This window comes from Xanthobacter agilis (genome assembly GCF_021730435.1).
Lineage (GTDB): Bacteria > Pseudomonadota > Alphaproteobacteria > Rhizobiales > Xanthobacteraceae > Xanthobacter > Xanthobacter agilis.
Map to the genome: position 1 here is coordinate 19367 of NZ_JABWGX010000035.1, position 22416 is coordinate 41782.

The 22416-nt window shown below is 66.1% G+C and carries 22 protein-coding genes and 1 pseudogene; 15 read left to right on the top strand and 8 right to left on the bottom strand.

The features are described 5' to 3' along the window. The first annotated feature begins 18 nt into the window (after nt 1–18). The 12 genes from HUW53_RS19575 to HUW53_RS19630 all read left to right on the top strand — a co-directional run bounded on the left by HUW53_RS19575 (nt 19) and on the right by HUW53_RS19630 (nt 11143). On the top strand, nt 19–1482 hold the full coding sequence (locus HUW53_RS19575) for a porin (RefSeq protein WP_237347443.1): 1464 nt from the start codon (nt 19–21) through the stop codon (nt 1480–1482). Between the two features lie 136 nt (nt 1483–1618). Then, complete coding sequence (locus HUW53_RS19580) at nt 1619–2773, top strand: alpha-hydroxy acid oxidase (protein ID WP_272904329.1); 1155 nt, start codon at nt 1619–1621, stop codon at nt 2771–2773. Between the two features lie 272 nt (nt 2774–3045). Continuing rightward, entirely contained in the window at nt 3046–4215 is a 1170-nt protein-coding gene (locus HUW53_RS19585) for an acyl-CoA dehydrogenase family protein (protein ID WP_237347444.1), read from the top strand. Nucleotides 4216–4223: 8 nt separating this feature from the next. Next, nucleotides 4224–4754: a hypothetical protein gene (locus HUW53_RS19590; RefSeq protein ID WP_237347445.1), complete on the top strand. Its 531-nt coding sequence runs from the start codon at nt 4224–4226 to the stop codon at nt 4752–4754. Nucleotides 4755–4851: 97 nt separating this feature from the next. Further along, nucleotides 4852–5760 carry an ABC transporter substrate-binding protein gene (locus HUW53_RS19595; protein ID WP_237347446.1) on the top strand — a complete coding sequence of 303 codons (909 nt, stop codon included), beginning with the start codon at nt 4852–4854 and terminating at the stop codon, nt 5758–5760. 66 nt (nt 5761–5826) lie between these two features. Further along, nucleotides 5827–6555 (top strand): ABC transporter ATP-binding protein, encoded by a 729-nt coding sequence (locus HUW53_RS19600; protein WP_237347447.1) that lies wholly within the window; start codon nt 5827–5829, stop codon nt 6553–6555. 2 nt (nt 6556–6557) lie between these two features. Beyond that, nucleotides 6558–7361 carry an ABC transporter permease gene (locus HUW53_RS19605; RefSeq protein WP_237347448.1) on the top strand — a complete coding sequence of 268 codons (804 nt, stop codon included), beginning with the start codon at nt 6558–6560 and terminating at the stop codon, nt 7359–7361. Nucleotides 7362–7457: 96 nt separating this feature from the next. Further along, a complete protein-coding gene (locus HUW53_RS19610; protein WP_237347449.1) occupies nt 7458–8729 on the top strand; it encodes an aromatic ring-hydroxylating oxygenase subunit alpha in 1272 nt (423 codons plus the stop codon). 7 nt (nt 8730–8736) lie between these two features. Further along, nucleotides 8737–9225 carry an aromatic-ring-hydroxylating dioxygenase subunit beta gene (locus tag HUW53_RS19615; RefSeq protein WP_237347463.1) on the top strand — a complete coding sequence of 163 codons (489 nt, stop codon included), beginning with the start codon at nt 8737–8739 and terminating at the stop codon, nt 9223–9225. Between the two features lie 85 nt (nt 9226–9310). Continuing rightward, nucleotides 9311–9874, top strand: coding sequence for a nuclear transport factor 2 family protein (locus HUW53_RS19620; RefSeq protein ID WP_237347450.1), 564 nt, complete (start codon nt 9311–9313; stop codon nt 9872–9874). A gap of 21 nt (nt 9875–9895) precedes the next feature. Continuing rightward, on the top strand, nt 9896–10114 hold the full coding sequence (locus HUW53_RS19625) for a hypothetical protein (protein ID WP_237347451.1): 219 nt from the start codon (nt 9896–9898) through the stop codon (nt 10112–10114). Between the two features lie 63 nt (nt 10115–10177). Continuing rightward, nucleotides 10178–11143: a LysR family transcriptional regulator gene (locus tag HUW53_RS19630; protein WP_237347452.1), complete on the top strand. Its 966-nt coding sequence runs from the start codon at nt 10178–10180 to the stop codon at nt 11141–11143. 93 nt (nt 11144–11236) lie between these two features. Here the strand turns inward: HUW53_RS19630 and HUW53_RS19635 are convergent. From HUW53_RS19635 to HUW53_RS19655, 5 genes and pseudogenes are all read right to left on the bottom strand, one after another. Further along, nucleotides 11237–11398 (bottom strand): annotated as a pseudogene (locus HUW53_RS19635) (IS3 family transposase); the annotation flags it as partial. Nucleotides 11399–11743: 345 nt separating this feature from the next. Next, entirely contained in the window at nt 11744–12958 is a 1215-nt protein-coding gene (gene zigA / locus HUW53_RS19640; protein ID WP_237347453.1) for a zinc metallochaperone GTPase ZigA, read from the bottom strand. Between the two features lie 123 nt (nt 12959–13081). Further along, nucleotides 13082–13495 (bottom strand): VOC family protein, encoded by a 414-nt coding sequence (locus tag HUW53_RS19645; protein ID WP_370877860.1) that lies wholly within the window; start codon nt 13493–13495, stop codon nt 13082–13084. Between the two features lie 35 nt (nt 13496–13530). After that, on the bottom strand, nt 13531–15471 hold the full coding sequence (gene thrS / locus HUW53_RS19650) for a threonine--tRNA ligase (protein ID WP_237347454.1): 1941 nt from the start codon (nt 15469–15471) through the stop codon (nt 13531–13533). Nucleotides 15472–15549: 78 nt separating this feature from the next. After that, complete coding sequence (locus tag HUW53_RS19655) at nt 15550–16038, bottom strand: Fur family transcriptional regulator (protein WP_237347455.1); 489 nt, start codon at nt 16036–16038, stop codon at nt 15550–15552. 109 nt (nt 16039–16147) lie between these two features. Between HUW53_RS19655 and folE the strand changes: the two genes are divergently transcribed. After that, complete coding sequence (gene folE, locus HUW53_RS19660; protein ID WP_237347456.1) at nt 16148–16783, top strand: GTP cyclohydrolase I FolE; 636 nt, start codon at nt 16148–16150, stop codon at nt 16781–16783. A 15-nt stretch (nt 16784–16798) separates the two neighbouring features. Here the strand turns inward: folE and HUW53_RS19665 are convergent, their stop codons facing one another. Genes HUW53_RS19665 through HUW53_RS19675 form a run of 3 tightly spaced genes read right to left on the bottom strand, consistent with a single transcriptional unit; the run spans nt 16799 to nt 20219 of the window. Further along, nucleotides 16799–17602, bottom strand: a complete 804-nt coding sequence (locus HUW53_RS19665; RefSeq protein WP_237347457.1) for a formylmethanofuran dehydrogenase subunit C — start codon at nt 17600–17602, stop codon at nt 16799–16801. Between the two features lie 14 nt (nt 17603–17616). After that, nucleotides 17617–19245 (bottom strand): formylmethanofuran dehydrogenase subunit A, encoded by a 1629-nt coding sequence (locus tag HUW53_RS19670; protein WP_237347458.1) that lies wholly within the window; start codon nt 19243–19245, stop codon nt 17617–17619. Then, the gene (locus HUW53_RS19675) at nt 19239–20219 is read right to left on the bottom strand and encodes a molybdopterin-binding domain-containing protein (protein ID WP_237347459.1); all 981 of its coding nucleotides are present in this window, start codon (nt 20217–20219) and stop codon (nt 19239–19241) included. Before HUW53_RS19675 ends, HUW53_RS19670 begins: the two co-directional genes overlap by 7 nt. 375 nt (nt 20220–20594) lie before the next feature. Between HUW53_RS19675 and HUW53_RS19680 the strand changes: the two genes are divergently transcribed. Together HUW53_RS19680 and HUW53_RS19685 are read left to right on the top strand one after the other, a co-directional pair. Continuing rightward, the gene (locus HUW53_RS19680) at nt 20595–20927 is read left to right on the top strand and encodes a hypothetical protein (RefSeq protein ID WP_237347460.1); all 333 of its coding nucleotides are present in this window, start codon (nt 20595–20597) and stop codon (nt 20925–20927) included. Next, complete coding sequence (locus tag HUW53_RS19685) at nt 20924–22249, top strand: RsmB/NOP family class I SAM-dependent RNA methyltransferase (protein ID WP_237347461.1); 1326 nt, start codon at nt 20924–20926, stop codon at nt 22247–22249. The genes HUW53_RS19680 and HUW53_RS19685 overlap by 4 nt, the downstream gene beginning before the upstream one ends. Nucleotides 22250–22416 lie beyond the last annotated feature (167 nt).

Consider the following 22416-nt stretch of genomic DNA (forward strand, 5'->3'; position numbering starts at 1 on the left):
CTCCTGAAAACGGCCGTCATGCAGCTTCTTCTTGGGGGCGTGGCGGGCCTGACCACCGTATCCGCCGCGACGGCAGCGGATCTTCCGGTTAAGGCGAAGGCAGTGGAGTATGTAAAGGTCTGCTCTGCCTATGGTGCTGGCTATTTCTACATTCCGGGAACAGATACCTGTCTGAAGCTCGGTGGATTCGTACGGTTCGACACTTACGTGAACGCGGTCGGCACCTTTTCGCCCGCCATCAACTCGGTGGCTGCGGCGGCCTTCAACGGGCCGGGCGCGGCCACGCTCGGCTATCCGTTTCGTGACGCGGATGATCCCCAATACTTGACCCGCACCCGCGCCGTGTTTGAGACGGATGCCCGCACCAACACCGATTACGGCACGCTGCGCTCCTATCTGCGGTTCGGCAGCAACTGGGATTCCGAGCAGAGCCCCGGCAGCACGGCCGGCGCCAACCTGTTCTTCGATCGGGCCTTCATCCAGTTCGCGGGCTTCACATTCGGCTATACCAGCTCGATGTTCGATCCCTACAAGGACTTCATGATGACCATCCCGATGGCAACGTCGATGGCCAAGACCACCCTGCTGGCCTACACCGCCGAGTTCGGGAACGGTTTCTCCGCCAGCCTGTCGCTTGAGGATGCCGCAAACCGCGCCACCGGCGTGCAGATGAGCGGGTCCACCGCGCAGCCCGTCAACAATGTGAGCTCCACCACCACCGGCCTGTCCTACACCAACTTCATGGCTGGGCAGGACGCGCCAGACATCATCGCCAACCTGCGCGTGGAACAGGCGTGGGGTTCGGCGCAAGTTTCCGGTGCCCTGCATCAGGTGGGAGTGATGGACCCGCTCTATGTCTCGGGCCTGACGGGGGTCGATTCGAGTAGCACGTGGGGTTATGCCCTCGGCGCCTTCCTGGAAGTGAACCTGCCCGTGCTGGCCAAGGGCGACAGCATCTTCTTTCAGGCGAACTATGCCAAAGGTGGTGCCTATTATCTCGGCCTGTCGAGCAGTGACCAGGTGCGCGCGGTCAGCGTCGGCCGCATCAACCTCAGCCAGCTGCCGAACGGGGCGCTTGCCGCCAATGGCGCCTTCTACACGGTGGCCGACGCAGTCGCCACCAGTGCCTATGGTGATTATGAGCTGACTTCGGGCTGGGCGGTCCAGGGCCAGTTCCGTCACTTCTGGACCCCGAGCGTGCGCAGCGCCCTGCTGGTGGACTATGTGGCTTATGAGGTGCCGCAGAACACGGTCGCGGCGTACAACTTCAACATGTGGCAGCTGGGCGTCAATACCATCTGGTCGCCAGTCAAGAATCTCGATATCGGCGCGGAACTCCTCTACACCAAGCTCGATGGCTCAGTTCCTCTCGGCAATTACAGTTCTGTCAGCAATACCGCCAATGGCGCCGCGCAGGCGTCTCTTGTCGGTGGCTCCACCGATGTGTGGTCGGGCGGCGTGCGGGTGCAGCGCAACTTTTGACCGGTGGCTCCAAGGCCGGTCAATGGTGGGGGGCTTCGGCATCGCCGAAGCCCCCTTTTTTGGACCAGAGCCGCAGGGAGGGGAACTGGGCGCGCGCAGACGGGTGTGAGTTGAGAACGGCGTTGGAAAGCTGAACATGGTGGACTTGTCGAAAATCACCTGCATCGAGGATTTCCGCGCGCTCGCGCGGCGGCGCGTACCGCGCATGTTCTACGATTATGTCGATGCGGGCTCGTGGTCGCAGGCGACCTATTTGGCGAATGAGCGAGATTTCGCGCTGATGGAGCTGCGTCAGCGCGTATGCGTCAACATCGCTGGCCGCTCCACGCGCACCACCATGATCGGTGAGGCGGTTGCCATGCCGGTGGCGATCGCGCCCACTGGCATCGCCGGCATGCAGCATGCCGATGGGGAGATTTTGGGCGCCCGCGCGGCGAAAGCCTTCGGCGTCCCCTTCACGCTCTCGACCATGAGCGTCTGCGCGCTAGAGGACATTGCCGCGCACACCGGCCGCCATCCCTTCTGGTTCCAGCTTTACGTCATGAAGGATCGCGGCTTCGTCGCTGAGCTGATCGAGCGCGCGCGGGCGGCAAACGTGTCCGCCTTGCAGCTGACCTTGGACCTTCAGCTTCCCGGACTGCGCCACAAGGACATCAAGAACGGCCTGAGCACGCCGCCCAAGCCGACCTTGCGCAACCTTCTGAACCTCGCCTTGCGGCCGCGCTGGTGCCTGGGCATGGCGCGCACCAGGCGCCATGGCTTCGGCAACATCATGGGGCATGTCACCGGCGTCACCGACATGTCGTCCCTGGCGTCCTGGACCGCCGACCAGTTCGACCCCACCCTGAGCTGGGCCGATGTGGAGTGGATCAAGGGCCGGTGGGGCGGCAAGCTCATCTTGAAGGGCATCATGGACCCCGAAGATGCGCGCCTCGCGGTCGCGACCGGAGTCGATGCTCTGGTGGTCTCGAACCATGGCGGGCGCCAGCTCGACGGCACCTGCTCCTCCATCCGCGCGCTGCCGGCCATTGTCAATGCGGTGGGCGCCCACATGGAGGTGTGGATGGATGGCGGCGTGCGCAGCGGGCAGGACGTGCTGAAGGCGCGGGCGCTGGGGGCGCGCGGCGTTCAGATCGGTCGCGCGTTCAACTATGCCCTCGGCGCCTGCGGGGAGGCCGGCGTGCGGCGCGCGCTCGAAATCATCCAGAACGATCTCAGCGTGTCGATGGCACTGTGCGGGCGCACCGCCATCGACGATGTGGACGGGTCGATTCTGCTGCCGTCTCGTTGAGGGGCGGTCCGGGGGCGCTGGGGTGGAGCTATCGCCTGCCTCTCATTTTGGCGCATCCTGGCGAGAAAGTCGGCAGCCGATGATCCAGGAAGCACTTTGGCCCGCTTTTGAATCCTTACGCGCCGTGTTTTTCATCATGCTTTATGAATAAAATTCATCCGAATAATTATAATAATACATTGGACGAATTGTAATCGTTTCTGCTTTGATCTCGATCAAATGCGGAGTGCGTATGGATGACCCAACTCGCCTGTCCTGAAGCGGCCCCTGCCATGGCCGCGCCCCCTCCCGCCGTGGATCCCTCGACCCTCACGGCGCAGCCGGAGTTCGTGCGCCTAGTGGATGTGATCCGGGCGCGGCGGGACGAGTTCCAACGCTTGCGGCATATTCCGCGGGACGTTATCGCGCTGATGAAGGCGGCGCGGATCTTCCGCTCCTCGACACCGCGCCGTTTCGGCGGCGACGTGCTGGCCCCCCATCACTTCCTGCCCATGGTCGAGGCGATCGGGGAGGTTGACGGCTCCGCCGCCTGGGTCGCGGCCTTTGGTTCTGCCAATACCTATATCGCCGCCCTGCCGGAGGCCGCGCAGGCCGTGATCTATGCGGACGGTCCGGATCAGGTCTATGCCGGTGGGCTTTATCCTTTGCAGCAGGCGACGCGCGCGCCGGGGGGCTGGCGCGTGAGCGGGCAGTGGAAGTTTGCGTCCGGCTGCATGGGGGCGGACTGGATCGGCGTCGGCATCACCGGTGGCGAAGCGTCCCCCACGGGGCGCCCGCCGGTGGTGAAAATGGCCGTGTGCCCGGCCAGCGAGGTGGAAATCATCGAGACCTGGGACGTGATGGGCATGCAGGCCACTGGCAGCCACGACACCCGCGTCCGGGACAAGTTCTTCGCTGACATGTGGACCTGCGAGCGTGGCACGCAAGGCATCTTCGACGACACCCTCTTCCGTTATCCCGCTCTCGCCTATCAGGCGCAGGTGCATGCGGCGGTCAATCTGGGCCTCGCCCGCGGGGCGCTCGATCTCGCGGGCGAGATGGCGGGCGGCCGCACCCTCATGCCCGGTACGGCAAGCCTTGCGAGCCGCGCCTATTTCCGCACCGCGCTGGCCGAGGGCGAGGCGCGGCTGCGGGCGGCTCGTGCCTTTTATTACGAGACCGCCGAACAGGCGTGGCATGTGCTGACCAGTGGCGGCGAGATCAGCATGCACCTCCACAACCTGCTGCGGCTCAGCGCCACCCACGCCGCCCGCTCTGCCACCGAGACCATCGAGCAGTGCTTCCGCGTCGTCGGCATGGGCGCCATCGGCAGCCAGCACCGCATGCAGCGCATTCTGCGCGATTGCCTCGTGGTCACGCACCACGCCGCCCTGAACGATCTTACGCTCGAAAACGCAGGCGCGGTCCTGGCGGGGCTGCCTGCCCCCGCAGGCTATCCTTGAGGTGCGTGGTGGATCTTGCCCTTCCCTTCCATGCCCGCCTCACGCGCGACCCCGCTCAGGGCGAGATGCGTGACGGCTCCATCCGCTACCTGATGATGCGCCCGGACGCCCTGATGGGCCTGTTCGCGCGCCTCGATGCGCAGGCGCGGAAGGCCGCGCTGGCGGCGCTCTCCGCCTCGGTGGCCGAGTTTGGCGGGCGTTCGGTGGCCGCCTATCGCGCCTCGGGCGCCGCCGCGCCGGAACCGCTGATGCGCACCATCGCCGAAACCTCGGCGGCGCTGGGCTGGGGATGCTGGAGCTTCGCGCCCCAGCCCCGCGGGGCGGTGGAGGTGCGGGTGGAAAACAGCCCGTTCGCCAGCGCGCTCGCGGCTTCGGGCGGCTCGGACTGCCCCTGCTGCGCGCCCATTGTCGGCATCCTGAGCGCCCTCGCGCCCGTGCTTGCCGGCGACGGCGCTGTCGCCCGTGAGGTCGAATGCGGGGCGGTTACGGCGGGACCCTCCTGCCGCTTCCTGGTCGAGCCCAAGAGGGTCAGCGCCTGAGGCACCACGACGACTTTACCGAATACAATAAAGATACAACCTTCCAGCGGGATAACGACACATGAAAGACCTTCATCTTTCACGCCGCGGATTTCTGGTGGCATCCGCCGGTGCGGCCGCGACAGGCCTCCTGGGTCAGGCCGCGTTCGCGGCCGCGCCGATCCGCATTGGCGTCGGCTCCGATCCGGTGTTCGTCGCCTTCTATCTGGCGGCGCACGAGAAGCTGTTTGCCGCCGAGGGCGTGGATGCGGTGCTCCAGCTCTATGCTGATGGAGGCGAGGCCATGAATGCGCTGGTGGCGCAGCAGGTGGATCTGGCGGCCGCCGCCGAACCCACCAACCTGGTGCGGCTTGGCCGGGCCGACCTGCGCCCGCTTGCCGTGGTCTACCAGTCCGGCCGCTACGTCAAGCTGGTGCTGGGCCCAAAGGTGAAGAGTCCCAAGGACATCAAGCGCTTCGGCATTGTGCCGGGCTCGATCTCCGAATATTGCGCGGGCCTGACGCTGGCGGCCGAGGGGCTCGATCCGACGACGGTGACCATGGTGCCCTCCGGTCCGCCGGAATTGCCGGCGCTTCTCGCCCGGGGCGACATCGACGCTTTCTTCGCGTGGGAGCCATGGCCCGCAAACGCGGTCGCCCAAGGCGGCCGGGTGGCGCTCACCAGCAAGGATGTGGGCTATACCGATACCATCTGGCTGACCGCGAGCGCCGCTATCCTGAAGAGCGACCCGGCGGGGCTACAGGGCATTCTGCGCGCCCTCGCCAAGGCCTCGGAAATCGCCCGCACGGAGCCTGAGCGGGCCGCTGCGGCGGTGAAGGCGGTCACGCGCATTCCTGTCGAAACGAGCCTCAAGGCCTTCAAGGATATGACGCCGCTGGTGCGTGATTTCACCCCGGAAGACCTCAAGAGCTATGATGGTATCGCCAAATTCCTCGCCGATCATAAGGTGACAAAGGAAGTCGTCCATTATCGCGAGGCGCTCCAAATCGGCTTCTACAAGGGTTGATGCGAGATGCAGGGCGCCTCAATCTCCCTTGATCACGTCGGGATCTCATTCGGCGACGCGCAAATCGTGTCGAATGTGAATCTCGAGATCCGTCCGGGCGAATTCATCTGCCTGCTCGGGCCGAGCGGCTGCGGCAAGTCCACCTTGCTCAACGCCATTGCCGGGTTCCTGCCGGTCCAGGGCAGGATCGAGGTCAATGAGAGCCCCGTCACCGGCCCGGGGCTCGACCGCGGGGTCGTGTTCCAGTCGGCCGAGGTGCTGTTTCCGTGGCTGACGATCCGCGAAAACGTCGAATACGGATTGCGCCTGCGCGGCACGCCCGCGTTGGCGCGGCGCGAGAAGGCCGATCATTTTCTCGGCCTGGTCGGCCTCACCCATGCGGCGGAGAAGTTCCCCGCCCAGCTTTCGGGCGGCATGCGCCAGCGCGCCCAGATTGCCCGTGTGCTCATTAACGAGCCGCACGTGGTGCTGATGGACGAACCCTTCGGCGCGCTTGATGCCCAGACCCGCGAAGTGCTCCAGGTCGAGCTTGATCGCATCTGGCGCGAGAGCGGGTGCACCATCGTCTTCGTCACCCATGACATCTGGGAGGCGCTGCTCCTGGCCGACCGGGTGGTGGTGATGACGGCCGGCCCGCGCGCCGGAATCAAAACAATTGAGACCATCGACCTGCCCCATCCCCGGGACCAGGGCAGCAGTGAGTGCCTCGCCCTGTTTCGCCGCCTGCGCGACGACATCGGCGCCGAAGTCAAGCAAGCCCTGCGTCAGCAGGGGCTGAACCGGGAGCCCGTGTGACCATGAGCGATACCACGCAAAGCCCGGGGGTGCGCCTGCCCTTGAGCACGCTGCGCTTCAAGGCGATGGCGACCAAAGTGTCGGTGGGGCCGCTGTCGGTGCTCGCGGGGCTGCTGCTCTGGCATGTCGCCTCGCTTTACACCTCGCCTCTCTTCCTTCCCTCGCCGCTGACGGTGTGGCGTACCGCCCTTGAGATGCTGGCGGACGGATCGCTGCTGGAATCGGTCGCGGCATCCGCTTGGCGCATCGCCGCCGGCTGGGCGGCGGGTGTCGCGGTCGGGGTGCCGCTCGGGGTCTTCATGGGCCGCTTCCCGGTGATCCGGCTCATGGTTGATCCCTATATCGAGTTCTTCCGCTTCATCCCGCCGATCGCGTTCGTGACGCTGGCCGTCATCTGGCTTGGTCCGGGCGAGATCACGAAGATCGCGCTGATCTTCTACACGACTGTGTTCATCGTGACCTTGAACACCATCGCCGGGGTGAAGGCGGTGAACCCGCTGCGCCTTCAGGCCGCGCGCAGCCTCGGCGCCAATGCAATCTCCGAGATGACCACGGTGATCCTGCCCTCCACCGTTCCGTTCATGGTCACCGGCGCGCGGATCGCCATGGGTAATTCGTTCCTCACGGTGGTTTCGGCGGAGATCGTGTCGGCTCAGACGGGCCTTGGTGCCATGATCTGGACCGCGCGCAACTTCGCACGGACCGACTGGGTGTTCGTCGGCATCATCGCGCTCGGCATCCTCGGCTACGTGTTCGACCGGGTGCTGCGCCTGGCGAGCAACAAGCTGCTGAACCGCTATCAGTGACCGGCCGTAACACTGCGCAGCTTGCCGCGCCGCCTTTCGCGTCGCCCCCGGCCACCGCCGGCCGGGTGCGGCCAAGCCAGAGATTGGATCTGCCCCATGACTGAAACCGTGCATTCCGCGCCTGGCCGCTTCGATGCGATGCTCAAGGAAGACCGCGCCCTGACCCGCCTCTATACCGATGCGGCGCTGTTCGAGGAAGAACTGGAAAAGATCTTCACCAAGACCTGGGTCTGGGTTGCCCATGCCTCCGAGATCGCGGAGCCCGGCGACTTCAAGACGGCCAAGGTGGGCCGCGAGCCGGTGATTGTGACCCGCGACCGGAAGAAGAACGTCCACGTGCTCGTCAATCGGTGCCGTCATCGCGCCGCGACCGTGTGCGAGGTGGCAAAGGGCAAGAGCAACAGCTTCGTCTGCCCGTATCACGGCTGGGCCTATGCGCTGGATGGCAGCCTGCGCGGCGTGCCCTATGAGGAGAGCTATGCCGGCAAGCTCGAACGCGGCGCGCTCGGCCTGCGCGCGCTGAGGACCGAGGAATATAATGGCCTGATCTTCGCCACCTTCGACGACACTATTGAGCCATTGGTGGATTTTCTCGGTCCGGCACGCAAATGGATCGACCTCTTCATGAAGCAGAGCGCCGGATACCCGATGATGACACAGGGGGAGCACCGCTTCACATTTCCCGGAAACTGGAAGATCCAGCTCGAGAATACGACCGACGCTTATCACTTCCCCCTGGTGCACCGCACGTTCCTCAATCTCACCGACGGCGAGACCGAGGACATGTTCGACCTCATGAACAAGGGCGGCTGGGTGGAGGACTTGGGCCATGGCCACAGCGTCATGATCATGATGCCGGAACTGGTGGACCTGGAAGATGGGCTCGATGCGCCGTTTCCGGAGAAGTTCTCGGCTCTTGCGGAAGAGTTGCGATCCGAGGGACATGATGAAGCGAAGATTCGGCGCATCGTGCGGGCCGTGGGCGGGGCCGGCTTCAACCTCAACCTGTTCCCCAATCTCGGCTGCTCGGCCGCCTTCTTTCGTGTGCTCCAGCCCATCAGCGTCGACCAGACGGAGGTGCGGCACGTGGCGCTAGGCATGAAGGGGGGGCCGGTGGCGGCCAATGTGGCGCGGTTGCGCATCCACGAATTCTTCCAGGGTCCCATGGGCTTCGGCAGTCCCGATGATGCCGAGGTCTGGGATCGGGTGCAACAGGGCGCTCAGGGTGGCGCCGACCTGTGGCTGATGTTGAACCGCAGCCTGGAGAATGAGGAGGCCACGCCGGAGGGCACGCGGCGCGGCGATGTCAGTTCGGAGATCGGGATGCGGGCGGCCTACCGCCAGTGGAAGACGATGATGGAGGCCTGACGTGAGCATGCCGTTTCTGGTGAAAGACACCGCCCTTCTGGAAGCCATGGCCTTCGTCTGGCTGGAGGCCGATCGCCTCGACCACGCCGAGTTCGAGGACTGGCTCGCCATGTGGACGCCGGATGCGCACTATATCGTTCCGGTGGAGCCCGGCACGGGCGAGTTCGAGACCCATCTGAACTACGCTTATGACGACCATGCCATGCGGTGCAAGCGGATCGAGCGCATGCAGAGCGGTGTGTCGGTCTCCGCCTCGCCGGTGGCACGCACCATCCGCTCGCTGTCGCGCTTTCGCCTGCTCGCCGACGAGGGGCAATGGGTGGACCTGCGCTGCATGCAGCGCCTGACCGAGTTCCGCCGCGCCCGCGAGCGCACCTATGTCGCGGACATGGAATATCGCCTGGAGCGGGGCGCGGAGGGGTTCAAGATCGGGCGCAAGGTGGTTCGCCTGATCAATGCCGACCATGCGCTGGGCGGCATCAGCTACATCCTGTGAGCGGGGGCGGGCCGGGGGCTCGGCGCGCCCCTGGGATCCGCACCCGTTCCGTATCTTGAATTTCTTGATCACGAGGGACCGGAGAATGGAAGATCTCGAGAAGAAGTTGGCCGCCCTTTCCCAGCGTATCGACATATTGGAGGCGGAAGCGGAGATCCGCCGCATCCAGGCGCGCTACATGTTCCTCTGCGACACGCCCATGCCCGAATATGGCGTGACATCCGACACGCAGCGCATCGACCTGATCCTCGCCCTCTATACCGATGACGCCGTCTGGGAAGGCGTGGGCGAATACTATAACGGCCAGTTCGGCCGGGCCGAGGGGGTGGCCGCCATTCGCCAGCATTTCGAAGCCTTCTGGGGGCAGAAGCAGGATCCGGCCCTGCTCCTGAACTGCCACTATCTCACCTCGGAGCAGATTCATGTGACGGGTGACACCGCCACCGGGCAGTGGGTTCACATGCAGCCCTGGATCTTTTCGGATGGCAAGGCGCTCCTGCGTTCGTCCCGGCTCAACAATGCCTTTCGCAGGGAGCGGAATGGCGCCTGGAAGATCACCCGCACACGCACCGAGAATGTCTTCGTTGCGCCCCTTCCCGCCGGCTGGGCCTCCGATTTCCCCGCCGCCTCGGTGCTCATGAAGCCGTAAAACTGCACCGCAGGGGGGCTCATGCCGTATAGGACGAGGATGTGGCAGGTCTACCGCCTGCGCGGATACTTGGTCACGGTCATTCAGCAATGGCATGATCCACATGGCCAACCCATGGTGCGCGTCGCCACGGCGGGCGAGGGGGATCGGCTGGCGGCCGGCATGGCGGAGCGCACCTTTCTCGCCGCAGCCGCCTTCGTCGCCGAGGACGGGGTGGAGATTGTGGAGGGCGCGCGCTGAACGCGGCGTCTCAGGGCCACTTCCCGCTTGCAATTCGGCAAATGGATTAGGTTAATTCCCACCATGAGCCAAATGAATGTGAATGTCTTCGACCTCAATCTCGTCCGGGTGTTCCTGGCGATCTGGGAGCTGCGGAGCGTGACCTCGGCGGCTGACCGGCTGGGTCTTACCCAGCCGGCGGTCAGTCACTCCCTTCGGCGACTGCGGGAACAGTTTTCTGACCCGCTGTTCGTGCGGGTTGGCCAGCGCATGGAGCCGACGGAGGCGGCATGGCGCCTTTATGATCCGTTCAATCGCGCTTTGCGGGTGATCCAGCAGACCATCCTCAACCACGACGCGTTCGTGCCGGAGCTCTCCGAGCGGACCTTCACCATCGCCATGTCCGACATTTCCGAATTCTACCTGCTGCCGCAGCTGATCGCGCACCTGGAGGTGGTCGCGCCATCAGTGCGGGTGCGCTCGGTGCAGCTTGATGCCTCCACCATCGCCGGATCGTTGCGGACTGGGCAGGTAGACTTGGCGCTCGGCTACCTGCCGGCGCTGAGCGACGCCGAGATCTCCAGCAGCTTTCTCCTTGATGACAGTTTTGTATGCTTGGTGAGCAACCGCCATGGCGCGGCCGGTTTGCCCCTTGGACCGGAGGGGTTCGCGCAGCTCAATTTCGTGGATGTCTCGGTTCATGCCACCGGTTACAAGCGTGTGCAGGAGCTTCTTGGCGAGCTTGGCGCGCGCTGGACCACCACGACGCGCATTGAACATTTCACAGTCGTGCCGGAACTTGTGCGCAATACGAATCTGGCCGCCATTTTCCCGCTTTCCGCGGCCTCGCGCATCGCCTCTCCAGGGGATTTCAGCTTCCTGGAATTGCCGTTCGATCTGCCCAGCATCGATGTGCGGGTGCATCTCCACGCCAATTTTCAGAATGATCCGGGGCTTTTGTGGATGCGCGACGCGATGTCCGAGATCTTCCGTGTCTCGGCCGACCACATGATCCGCGACATGCGGTTGGTGCCGGCGCAGGGCAGTTGAGCTGGCCCTGCCGCGCGTCGAGCGCCGACATCCGCCACCCTTGGCCACGCTGCTGCCCGCCAATTTGAACTTCGCCCGAAAAAGTGGACGGGGTTAAGCCGCTCCGCATTCCATCTCGGTTGGGCTGATGTAGCCGAGAGCCGAGTGCGGGCGACGGGGATTGTAGAAGCTCTCGATGTGCCCGAACAGGTCTCGTCGCGCCTCAGTCCTCGTGGCATCGAGTCGATGGTGGACCCTCTCGGTTTTCAGGATGTGACCCGTCCTGGATTCACTGAAGGCGTCTTGAGGGACGGGGTGTCGATCGCCCGCATCAGGGCGAGGGTCTCAGCGGTTTGGGTCCGCAGGCCGCCGTAGAAAGCCGACCGGCTGATGCCGACCGGCGCGCGCGCACGCGTGATCGGCAGCTGAGGGTGATCCGATCAACAGCCGCCCGTTCGTTTGAACGCCTCCGGAAACGCCCGGCGCCGTGCGCCCATCGAACACTCCTCTCAAGCTCGCAAAAGCTAACAGGGGTGTCCACCAAAACGGGGGGAGGATCATGGCGCTGAGCGGACTCAACGACCCCAAGATGACCGCGGACTCGGAAGTCCTCCCATGGCATCAGGCTGGAGCGGCTTCCCACGAGGGGAAGGGGTCGGGCAGGTGCTTGAGCTTGTCGGGGTCGAAGCGCTTGGGGTCGGCCGGGCCCACGAGGCAGGCGTCGAGGGTGGCGCGCATGGCGCTCTCATCGAGGTTCATGCCGATGAAGACCAGTTCCTGCTTGCGGTCGCCATAGCCGGGCACCCAGTTCGAGCGGAGCCAGGAGCGCCAATCGGGTTGGGTTGGCCAGTATTCCTTGGGCACGCTCGCCCACCAGCGGCCGATGGTGCCGGTCTGGCAGATGGCGCCGGCCAAGCTCATCTCGCCCACCCGTCCCGGCCGGGTGGCCAGCCAGAACAGTCCCTTGGCGCGCACCAGGCCGGGCCAGGTCTCGCACAGGAAGTCATGGAACCGTTCGGGATGGAACGGCCGGCGGGCCCGGTAGACGAAGCTCGAGACGCCATATTCCTCGGTTTCCGGCACATGATCCTTGAAGCCGTTGAGCTCCTTGAACCAGACCGGATGGGTGCTCGCCTTCTCGAAATCGAACCGCCCGGTGCCCAGGACGTCCGAAAGCGCCACCTTTGAATAGTCGGTCTCGATGAGGCAAGCATCGGGATTGAGGGATTTCACCACGCCGCGCACGGCGGCGAGCTTCTCCCCATCGACCGCGGACATCTTGTTGAGCACAACCACGTCGGCAAATTCGATCTGGTCGGTGAGGAGGTCGACCAGGGTGCGGTTGTCCTCGTCGCCGGCGGTCTCGCCCCGGTCGCGCAGGAAGTCGCGGGAGCCGAAGTCCTTGAGCAGGTTGGCGGCATCCACCACGGTCACCATGGTGTCGAGCCGGGCGATGTCGGAGAGGGATTGGCCGGCCTCGTCGCGAAAGTCGAAGGTGGCGGCGACCGGCAGCGGCTCGGCGATGCCGGTGGATTCGATCAGCAGGTAGTCGAAGCGCCCCTCGTCGGCCAGGCGGCGCACCTCGGTGAGCAGATCGTCGCGCAGGGTGCAGCAGATGCAGCCGTTGGTCATCTCCACCAGCTTTTCCTGCGTGTGGGAGAGGTTGGCATTGCCCGAGCGCACCAGTTCGGCGTCGATGTTCACCTCGCTCATGTCATTGACGATCACCGCGACCTTGAGCCCCTCGCGGTTGGACAGGATGTGATTGAGAAGCGTCGTTTTTCCCGATCCGAGAAAGCCGGACAATACCGTCACCGGCAGGCGATTATCCTGCATCTGTCTGCTCCAGAATGAAATGCCATGCGCGACCGTGGCCCAGGCTCGGGTCGAGTTGCGCGTTAAAGATATAATATATCATTTACAGCCGAGGCAGAAGTCCCGCTTCGGGGCGATCTCGCCCTATTGGCCCGTTGCCCATTGCGCCGTGTGCACGATGCACAGTTTGTTGCCTTCCGGATCGCGGACATAGGCGCCGTAATAGTCGGGGCCGTAGTGTGGCCGCAGCCCCGGAGCGCCCTTGTTCGTCCCGCGATGCTGGAGCGCGGCCCTCCAGGCCGCGTCGACAGCCTCGGGTGAGGGGGCCGCGAGGCTGACCTGCATGCCGTTGCCCCAGGTGGCTGGCAAACCGTTGTATGGGTATTGCACCCACAATTGCGGCCAGGCCCGTCCCGGCGGGTGCCAGCACACCCCGTCGGGGCCGCCGTCCGGCTCCGGCGCGGCCCGCTCCAAGCCCAGCGGCGCGAGCAGCGCGTCATAGAAGCCGGCGAGGCGATCGAGATCGCGCGCGCCGATGATGATGTGACTGAACAGCATCCAGAATCCTCCCAATGCGGCAGGCCGCCCCTTCGTCATGCCGCGGGGCGGAAGGTGCAGCCGGTCGCCGGCGGGCGGGCTTCGGCCGCCAGCAGGCCGAGTACCTCGCGCAACGGCATCGTGGTGCTGTCCTGCGCTTTCAGGCGGCGCAGGGAGATGGTCTTCTCCATGGCCTCGCGCTTGCCCACCACCAGCAGCACGGGCACCTTGGCCAAGCTGTGCTCGCGCACCTTGTAGGGGATCTTCTCGTTGCGCAGATCGCTCTCCACCCTGAGCCCGTAGGCCTTGAGCCGGGCGACCACGGCGCGCGCATAATCGTCGGCGTCCGAGGTGATGGTCGCGACCACCGCCTGCACCGGCGCCAGCCACAAGGGCAATCGCCCGGCGTGATGCTCGATGAGGATGCCCGTGAACCGCTCCAGCGAGCCGAACATGGCCCGGTGCAGCATCACCGGCGTCACCTTCTGTCCGGCGGCATCGATGTAGAAGGCGCCGAAGCGCGAGGGCAGATTGAAATCCACCTGCAACGTGCCGCACTGCCAATCGCGGCCGATGGCATCGCGCAACACATATTCGAGCTTGGGACCATAGAAGGCCCCTTCCCCCGCGTTGATGGTGTAGGGGCGGCCCAGGGCGTCGAGGGCCTGGCGCAAGGCGCCCTCCGCCAGATCCCAGGAGGCATCCGAGCCGATCCGGTGGGCGGGACGCGTCGAAAGCTTGATGCGGACGTCGGTGAAGTCAAAATCCGCATAGATGGAGAGGATCAGGTCGTTGACCTTGATGCACTCGGCCGTGAGCTGCTCCTCGGTCGAGAAGATGTGCGCATCGTCCTGGGTGAAGGAGCGCACCCGCAGGAGCCCATGCAGCGCGCCGGACGGCTCGTAGCGGTGCACCTTGCCGAACTCGGCGATCTTCAGCGGCATGTCGCGATAGCTTTTCAGGCCCTGCTTGTAGATCAGCATGTGACCTGGGCAGTTCATGGGTTTCAGGGCGAAGTCGCGTTCGTCCTCGGTCCGGGTGGTGAACATGTGGTCGCGGTAGTTCTGCCAATGGCCGGAGGTTTCCCACAGCGCGCGATCCATGATGTCCGGCGTGTTCACCTCCTGGTAGCCGGCCTCGGCCTGACGCGCGCGCATGTAGCCGATGAGGGTTTGGAACAAGGTCCAGCCCTTGGGATGCCAGAAGACCGAGCCGGGCGCCTCCTCCTGGAAGTGGAACAGGTCCATCTCCCGGCCGAGGCGGCGATGGTCGCGCTTTTCGGCCTCCTCCAGCATGGCGAGGTGGGCGTCGAGTTCGTCCCGGGTGGCGAAGGCGGTGCCATAGATCCGCGTCAGCATGGGCTTGGTGGCATCCCCCCGCCAATAGGCGCCCGCCACCTTCGTCAGCTTGAAGGCCGAGCCGATGCGAGCGGTGGAGGGCAGGTGTGGGCCGCGGCACAGATCAAGCCACTCTCCCTGGCGGTAGATCGTGATCGGCTCGTCGCCGGGGATTGCATCCACGAGCTCCACCTTGAAGCTCTCGCCGCGCGCCGCAAAGAAGGCCTGGGCGTCATCCCGGCTCCAGACCTCCTTCGTGATGGCGCGGTCGCGGGCGATGATGTCGCGCATGCGCTGCTCGATGGCGGGCAGGTCTTCCGGCGTGAAGGGCGTGTCGCGGGCGAAATCATAGAAGAAGCCGTTCTCGATCACCGGGCCGATGGTCACCTGCGTGCCGGGAAACAGCTCCTGCACTGCCTCGGCGAGCACATGCGCCGCATCGTGACGGATCAGTTCCAGGGCGGCGGGATCGTCGCGGGTCACGATTTCCACATGGGCGTTCGCGGTGATCGCATCGGCGAGGTCGCGCAGGTGCCCGTCCACCCGCATGGCCACCGCCTTGCGGGCCAGCGACGGCGAGATCGCGGCGGCGATCGCGGTGCCCGTGACGGGAGCCGGGAACACGCGCTCGGCGCCATTGGGAAGGGTGATGCAAACCATGGGAGAGACCTCGTGACAGAATGGAGCCGCAGGCCCGTCCCGTTCACGAGCCTGGATCGAGATGCGATTGGGGGCGGGTCAGCCGGCGGATGTGGGATCGGGCGTTGAGGCGCAGGTGGCGCAGGTGCCCTGGAGTTCCACCACGCGCCGCTCAATGCGAAAGCCGAGCGCGGCGGCCTGATGCGCAAAAAGCGCCTCCACCTTCGGGTCCTCGATCTCCGCCGAGGTGCCGCAGCACGCGCAGATGAAGAACACGCAGGTGTGGTCGTGATCGGGATGGGCGCAGGGCACGAACGCGTTGCGGCTCTCGATGCGGGCGACGAATTTCTGCTCCATCAGGAAATCCAGGGCGCGATAGACGGTCGGCGGCGCGAGCCGGCGTTGGAGACGCCGCTGCAATTGCCCGATCAGGTCATAGGCGCCCAGCGGCTGTTCCGAGCGCCACAGGGCCTCCAGGACCAGCCGTCGCATCGGCGTGAAGCGCAGGCCGCGCGATGCGCAGACGTGTTCCGCCGCCGCCAGCGCGGCCGTGATGGTGTCCGGACTGCGATCGACCGGAATGTGCATGTCCAACTCCCGGAGCCGGCTGAGCCTTCTGCGACACTCTAATTGATATGTTATATCATTACGTGCTAGGCCGCAATCTTAGCCGAACACGATGGGGAGGGATGGAAGGATGGGTTCTGGAGCGACCGGGATGGCACAGCCGCGGTCCCCCGTGGCACGGCGGCGACCGTCGCGTGCCGATGCGGAGGCCGCCGTGCGCGTGCTCATCGAATGGGCTGGCGATGATCCCGGCCGCGAAGGTCTCCGCGACACGCCCGCCCGCGTGGCCCGCGCCTATGAGGAGTTCTTCGCGGGTTACACCTTCGATCCGGTGGACCTGCTGACCCGCACCTTTGAGGATACGCACGACTATGACGACATGATCATGCTGCGCGACATGCGCTTCGAATCCCACTGCGAGCACCACATGGTGCCCATCATCGGCAAGGCCCATGTGGCCTATTTGCCGGCCGAGCGGGTGGTCGGCATCAGCAAGCTCGCGCGAGTGGTGGAAGCCTATGCCAAGCGCCTCCAGATTCAGGAAACGCTCACCGCCCAGGTGGCCGACGCGATCCAGACGGCGCTGCGACCGCGCGGGGTCGCGGTGGTCATCGAGGCGGCGCACATGTGCATGACGACCCGGGGCATCCGCAAACCCGGGGTCACCATGGTGACCCGACGCCTGACCGGCGCGTTCCGCACGGATGAAGTGCTGCGCGGCGAGTTCCTCGCCGCCCTCGCCGGACCCAGGGCGCACTTTGGCTGAGGCGCGCCCGCGCCGTCAGCCGCAGACGAGGATCTCGCCTTTGCCCAGGGCGGCCTGATCGCCCACGAAACGGAACGGATCATCGGGAAGCATCTTGGCGAGGTCCAGATGGTGCTTCCCGACCGCACGCCGCAGCAACCGCATGAAGATGAGGTCGCCCGCCCCGGACGGCATGAAGGTGGGCACGAGCGTTCCGTGGGTGCCGACCGCGATGGTGCCCCGGCGCATGCCCAGCCCCGGTTCGGCGCCGACGCTGCGGGCAATCAGCGTGCCGGCGATCATGCGCGATCCGGCGTGATCACCGGTGGCGCCGCCCACCAGCATCAGGCCGCGACGCATGCGGTCGCCGGCCCGCGGGCCGGCATCCCCGCGGATGACGAGGGTCGCGCCCGCAAGGCCGTAGCGCCCGCCATGGACGGCGCCGCCCGCCTTCTCGGCCGCATTGCCGTGGACGACGAGGGTGCCGCCGGTGGCGCCGGCGCCGATGAAGGGGCCGGCATCCCCCCTGACCTCGATGTCGCCGCCCGCCATGTCGAGCCCGCAGCGCTGACCCACGTCGCCGTCCACCAGGATGCGGCCGTCGGCGAGGTGCGCCCCCACCTGATCGAACCGCTCCGAGCCGCCTTCGAAGCGCAGCTCGACAGGATCCGCGCCGGAGACGGCAAACAGGTCGGCCAGCTTGAGGGCGCGCCGGCTCGTGCCCACGGGCAGGCGCTCGATTTCGGCGCGGCTCAGGCGCTGGAGCCGCGCCGGTACCAGGGACGACAGGTCGAGCCGTTCAGGTGGCGGGGCCTTGAGTGTGAATGTCAAAGCGGTCATGGGGTGTCCCGGTGTCAGACGCGGCAGGGCTGCGGGGCGAACACGTCCCGCGCGAACGCCGCCTCGGGCACGCGGAAGCTGTCGAGCCCGCGCCCGAACCGGTCCTGCAAATAGGTTTCGGTGCGCCGCGTCATGGCGGCATCGGCCTGCGGCGCGAGGGTGAGCGTGCGGCCCCTGTGCACGGCGGCGACGGCGCCCTCGCGGACGATGGTCTCGCCATCCTTCAGCACCAGCGCGGCGATGGAGAACATGGCGGTGCGGTCCGCCTGATCGCGATAGATGGCGATGTCCGCTTTGGCGCCGGGGGCGAGGTGCCCGCGATCGGCGAGGCCCAGCAGGCGCGCCGGCGCCGCCCGCGTCATGATCGCCACCTCGGCGAGCGTGAATTCGCGCGCGATGGCCGACAGGCCGCAGCGGGCGACCGCCTTGCTCGGCAGGTTCGCCAGTTCCCGCGTCCGCTCTTCCTTGTCCATGAGCAGATGGATGAGGCGGGGATAGGCGGTGAAGGGGCCGCCGTTGGGATGGTCAGTTGTGAGCAGCACGCGCCAGGGATCGGGGCTGAGCAGGAACAGCTCCAGCCCGATCATGAATTGCAGGGCGTTGAAGACGCTGCCCCGCTTGTAATTGAACGGAACCAGCCCGCCGCCTTCGGCATCGCCGTCCACGATGATCCATTTCTTCGGGTCCGCCGCGCCCCGCGCCGAGAACTGGCGCAGGATGTCGAGCGAGATGGTGCAGGTCTGGCCAAACACCACCTGGCCCACGTCCAGCGTCACGTTGGGATGGGCGGCGAGCGCCGCGCACAGGGTTTCCGCGGCGGAGGAGATGCCGCCGGCCGTATGCGCCGCATAGGCGTAGAATTGCGCATGAGCGAAGTGGATGGGCCGGCCTTCCGCCGTCCGCATGGTTTCGATCATGGTCTCGAACGCGCCGGGCGCGCCGAGGTTGTTGCAATGGACATGGAGCGGATGCGGCACGCCCACCGCCTCGTGCGCATCGAGCAGCGCGGTGAGGATGCGCCGGGAGGTGAGGCCATAGCTCGGCACCTCGTCGTCGAGGTCGAAGGTCCGGACATTCTCCTTGAAGGCCGCCGCTCCGCCGGCATTGATGACCTTGAGCCCCAGCCCGCGCGAGAGGGCGAGGGTCTGCGCGGTGAGGTCGCGGACCGCGGTGCGGCTCTCGCCGGCCCGCAGCAGCGCCAGCAGCTGGTCGTCATTGCCCATGACGGTGAGGGCGCCCCGGTCGATGAAGGGCACATCCTCCAGTTCCAGATGGGTGGCCAGCGCCGCCGAGGGGGGCAGGGCCGGCTCGATCACGGTGGTGTAGCCCATGCGGGCATAAAGCCGCCCGGTCTGTGCCGCCGAGCCGCACGCCGAACCGAAGGGCCGGTTGGGATCGCCCAGCTCGTTCACATGCAGTTCCGGCAGCAGCAGCCGGGAGAGGATGACGTTGCCGCCGGCGATGTGCGAATGCACGTCGATGGCGCCCGCCATCACCACCATTCCGGTGGCGTCGATGACGTGGTCGGGCGTGCGGGATTCGGGCGCCGCGATGATGCGATCCCCCTCGACCCAGACCTCGCCGATGCCGTCGCGACCATGGGCGGGATCGATGACGCGACCGCCGCGAATGAGAGTCAGCATGGGTGGCCCCTTTCCATGGTGACCCGTTCGGTGAGGGCATCGAGAATGACGGCGGCGGCGGGGCGGTCCGTGCGCGGCGCGGTCGCGGGGCGGAAGGTCATGGTGGCGCGTTCGGCGTCCCACAGGGTGCCGGCGCTGTCCCGCCCGGGAGCGGCGACTGCGACCACGATATCCGCTTCATCCCCCCTCGGGTCGGCGAGGAGCGCGAGCGCGGGCAATGATCGCGTCCATGCGGGCGGGGGCACGGACGGGTGGACCCAGACCAGCGTGTCCGCTTCGCCGGAGCAGACCTGCCGTTCCGCGTTGAACCGCCAGGGGTCGTGCTCGGGAACGCCGCGCCCGAGGCCACTGCGTGGCGCCTGGCCCAGCGTCCAGGCGCTGACCGCGACGACAAGCCGTGCGGCCGGTTCGACCAGGGCGCAGCTCGAAAACCGCGTGGTGGCATTGAGATCGCGCATGAGGCCGAGGACCATGTCCACGCCCATTTCGCCAAGCTCGGCGGGATCGTACAGAACGACGCCGAACCGTGCCCCTTTCAGGGCGCGGGCCACGTCCGCATGCTCCGGTCGTGCCGAGGGGCGCGACGCCAGCGCCGCGCGCAGCAGGCCCAGGGTGGGCACGAGCCCCGCTGGCGCCGGCATCGCTTCGGCGCCGGCGCGGATGCCGCCAAGCGCGATCACGCGGCGTTCGGTGCCCGCGGCTTGGCGGGGGGGCGTGCCGGCACAGGTGAAATCCGTCACCGCATGGTCTGTCGCGCGGCCGACAAGCAGCAGGAGATCGGCACGGGCGCGCGCTTCAGCCGGCGTGGTCGCCATGGCCCCCGAAGCCGCCAGCACCGAGAGTTCGGAATACGCACCGTCCAAGTCCGAGCCGTCGAGCGCGGCACCGCTCGCCTGGGCCAGGCGAAAGGCCGCGCGCAGCGCCTCCACATCTCCGCCAAGGCCGGCAACAACCGGCGTATGCGCCCGCGCCAATCGCGCCCCGGCGCGGGCGACGGCCTCATCTATGGATATGGGACGCCCCGCCGCCCAAGCGGGGGGAGCGCGACCTTCGAGGGTGGAAGGGGGAGATGACACGTCGAGAACCACGGGACGCAGCTTTCCTGATGGAAAATTCAGGGTGGGCCGTCCAACGGTGGCGTAGGCCTTGCCGTCCCGGCCAGAAGTCCCTGTCCGCGCGTCCAAGGCGCAATGCAGGCCCAGACGCTTCGAACAGATTCGACTTTATGATATAAGATATCATCTGACAACGGGTGCTGGCGGCCGACCTGACACAGGGGGCGATGCGGTGTCGGGCTGCATCGGCACCTGCGGCTGATACCGGCGTCGGCCACGCGTGCTTGAAGCAGTGTGCGCCTCGGCGATCTTGGGGGCGTCCCGATCCGGTCGCGCGGCCGGGTGGCGCTGCTGGGTGATGCTGCGCACTGGCTGACGCTGATCACCGGACAGGGCGCGGGCATGGCCCTCACCTCCGCCGCCATTCGTGCGGATGCGCTCTCACGCATCGGCACCGCGCGCCCTCGGCATCCCGATCATCGCGCTTGCGAAAGGCGGCGATCCTTCATGGTAGGGCTTTTCGCCACGGCCTGGAGTAATTTTTCCACCGCCTGGGATCAGGGTAGTCAACGGCACAGCCTTCGTTTATGTTGCCGCGCTTTTTCCAGCCTGAATGTCTCTTCGTGACCCCCGCCGCCCGTCTGCAAGCTACTCTTGATCTGATGTATGAAGTCGATGGTGTCGCGCGCCCCGCCGATGCTGTCGTAGCGGCATGGTTTCGGGCCCGCCGCTATATCGGCGACAGGGATCGTGTCCATATTGCCGATCTGCTCTATGCGCTACTGCGTCATCACGCACGAATAGCGTGGTGGTTGGCGAAGCATGGACGCCCGGACGTGCCGCGCAACCGGCTGCTGGCGTGGCTTGCGCTCGATGGGCGCACGACGCCGGATCAGGTCCATGTCCTGTTCAACGGTGGCAAGTTCGCGCCGGCGGTCTTGAGGGATCACGAGCGCGCGCTGGTGGCCAAGTTGCAGGGCTGCGCGATCGACCATCCGGCCATGCCGGACGAGGTGCGCTTTGAATGTCCGTCCTGGGCGGCCGAGCCATTGCGGCGCCGCTTCCGCGACTCTTTTGGGCGCGAGATGGCCGCGCTTCTGACGGCCGCCCCGCTCGATCTGCGCGTCAATCCTCTCAAGTCCACGCGCGAGGCCATGCTGCGCGCGCTGCGCGATTTCGGCCTTAAGGCCGAGGCGGCGCGCATGGCGCCTTACGGCATTCGCGTGAAAGAGCGTCCCTCATTGGCCAGCCTGCCCATGTTGAGAAGCGGCGAGGTCGAGATCCAGGACGAGGGCTCGCAGCTTGTCGCCATGCTGGTCGACGCGCGACCGGGCGAGCGCGTGGTCGATTTTTGCGCCGGAGCGGGCGGCAAGACGCTGGCCATTGCCGCGCAGATGGCGAACAAGGGCCATGTCATGGCCTGCGACGTCCTCGCCAACCGTTTGAAGCGCGCGGCCGAGCGTTTTCGGCGCGCCGGGCTCCATAATATCGAGACCAAGCCCTTGGCCAGCGAAACGGATCGCTGGGTGAAGCGTCACAAGGGCGGTTTCGATCGCGTGCTGGTCGATGCGCCATGCAGCGGCACCGGCACATGGCGGCGCAATCCCGATGCGCGCTGGCGCCCGCTGGGAGCTGGGCTGGATCATCTTCTGCCGCTGCAAGCCAGTATTCTTGCGAGCGCGGCGCGGCTTGTGAAGCCCGGCGGACGGCTCGTCTACGCCACATGTTCCATGCTGCCCGAGGAAAACGAGGAGCAGGTGGCCGCCTTCCTTGCGGCGCATCCCGCCTTTCAGGTGGTGCCGCTGCGCGCGGCCGCGCCGCAATTGACCGGTTCGGCGCATCCAGACCACCTGTCGCTGACGCCCGCGCGCCACGATACCGACGGCTTTTTCGCGGCCGTCATGCAGCGCAACGCCGAGGCCTTGTCCGAGGAGCCATCGGCGGAATAAGCGCTGGTGCGGCGCACGGAGGGGAACCTAGAGCATTTCCGGTGAACTCCCGTTCACCGGAAATGCTCTAGGCCGTAGTGACGATTTAACTATCTGAGCCAGATGGCGATTGCGGCGAGTTTGACGAAGCCCATGAAGTTGGCGAGGAGCTTGTCGTATCGTGTGGC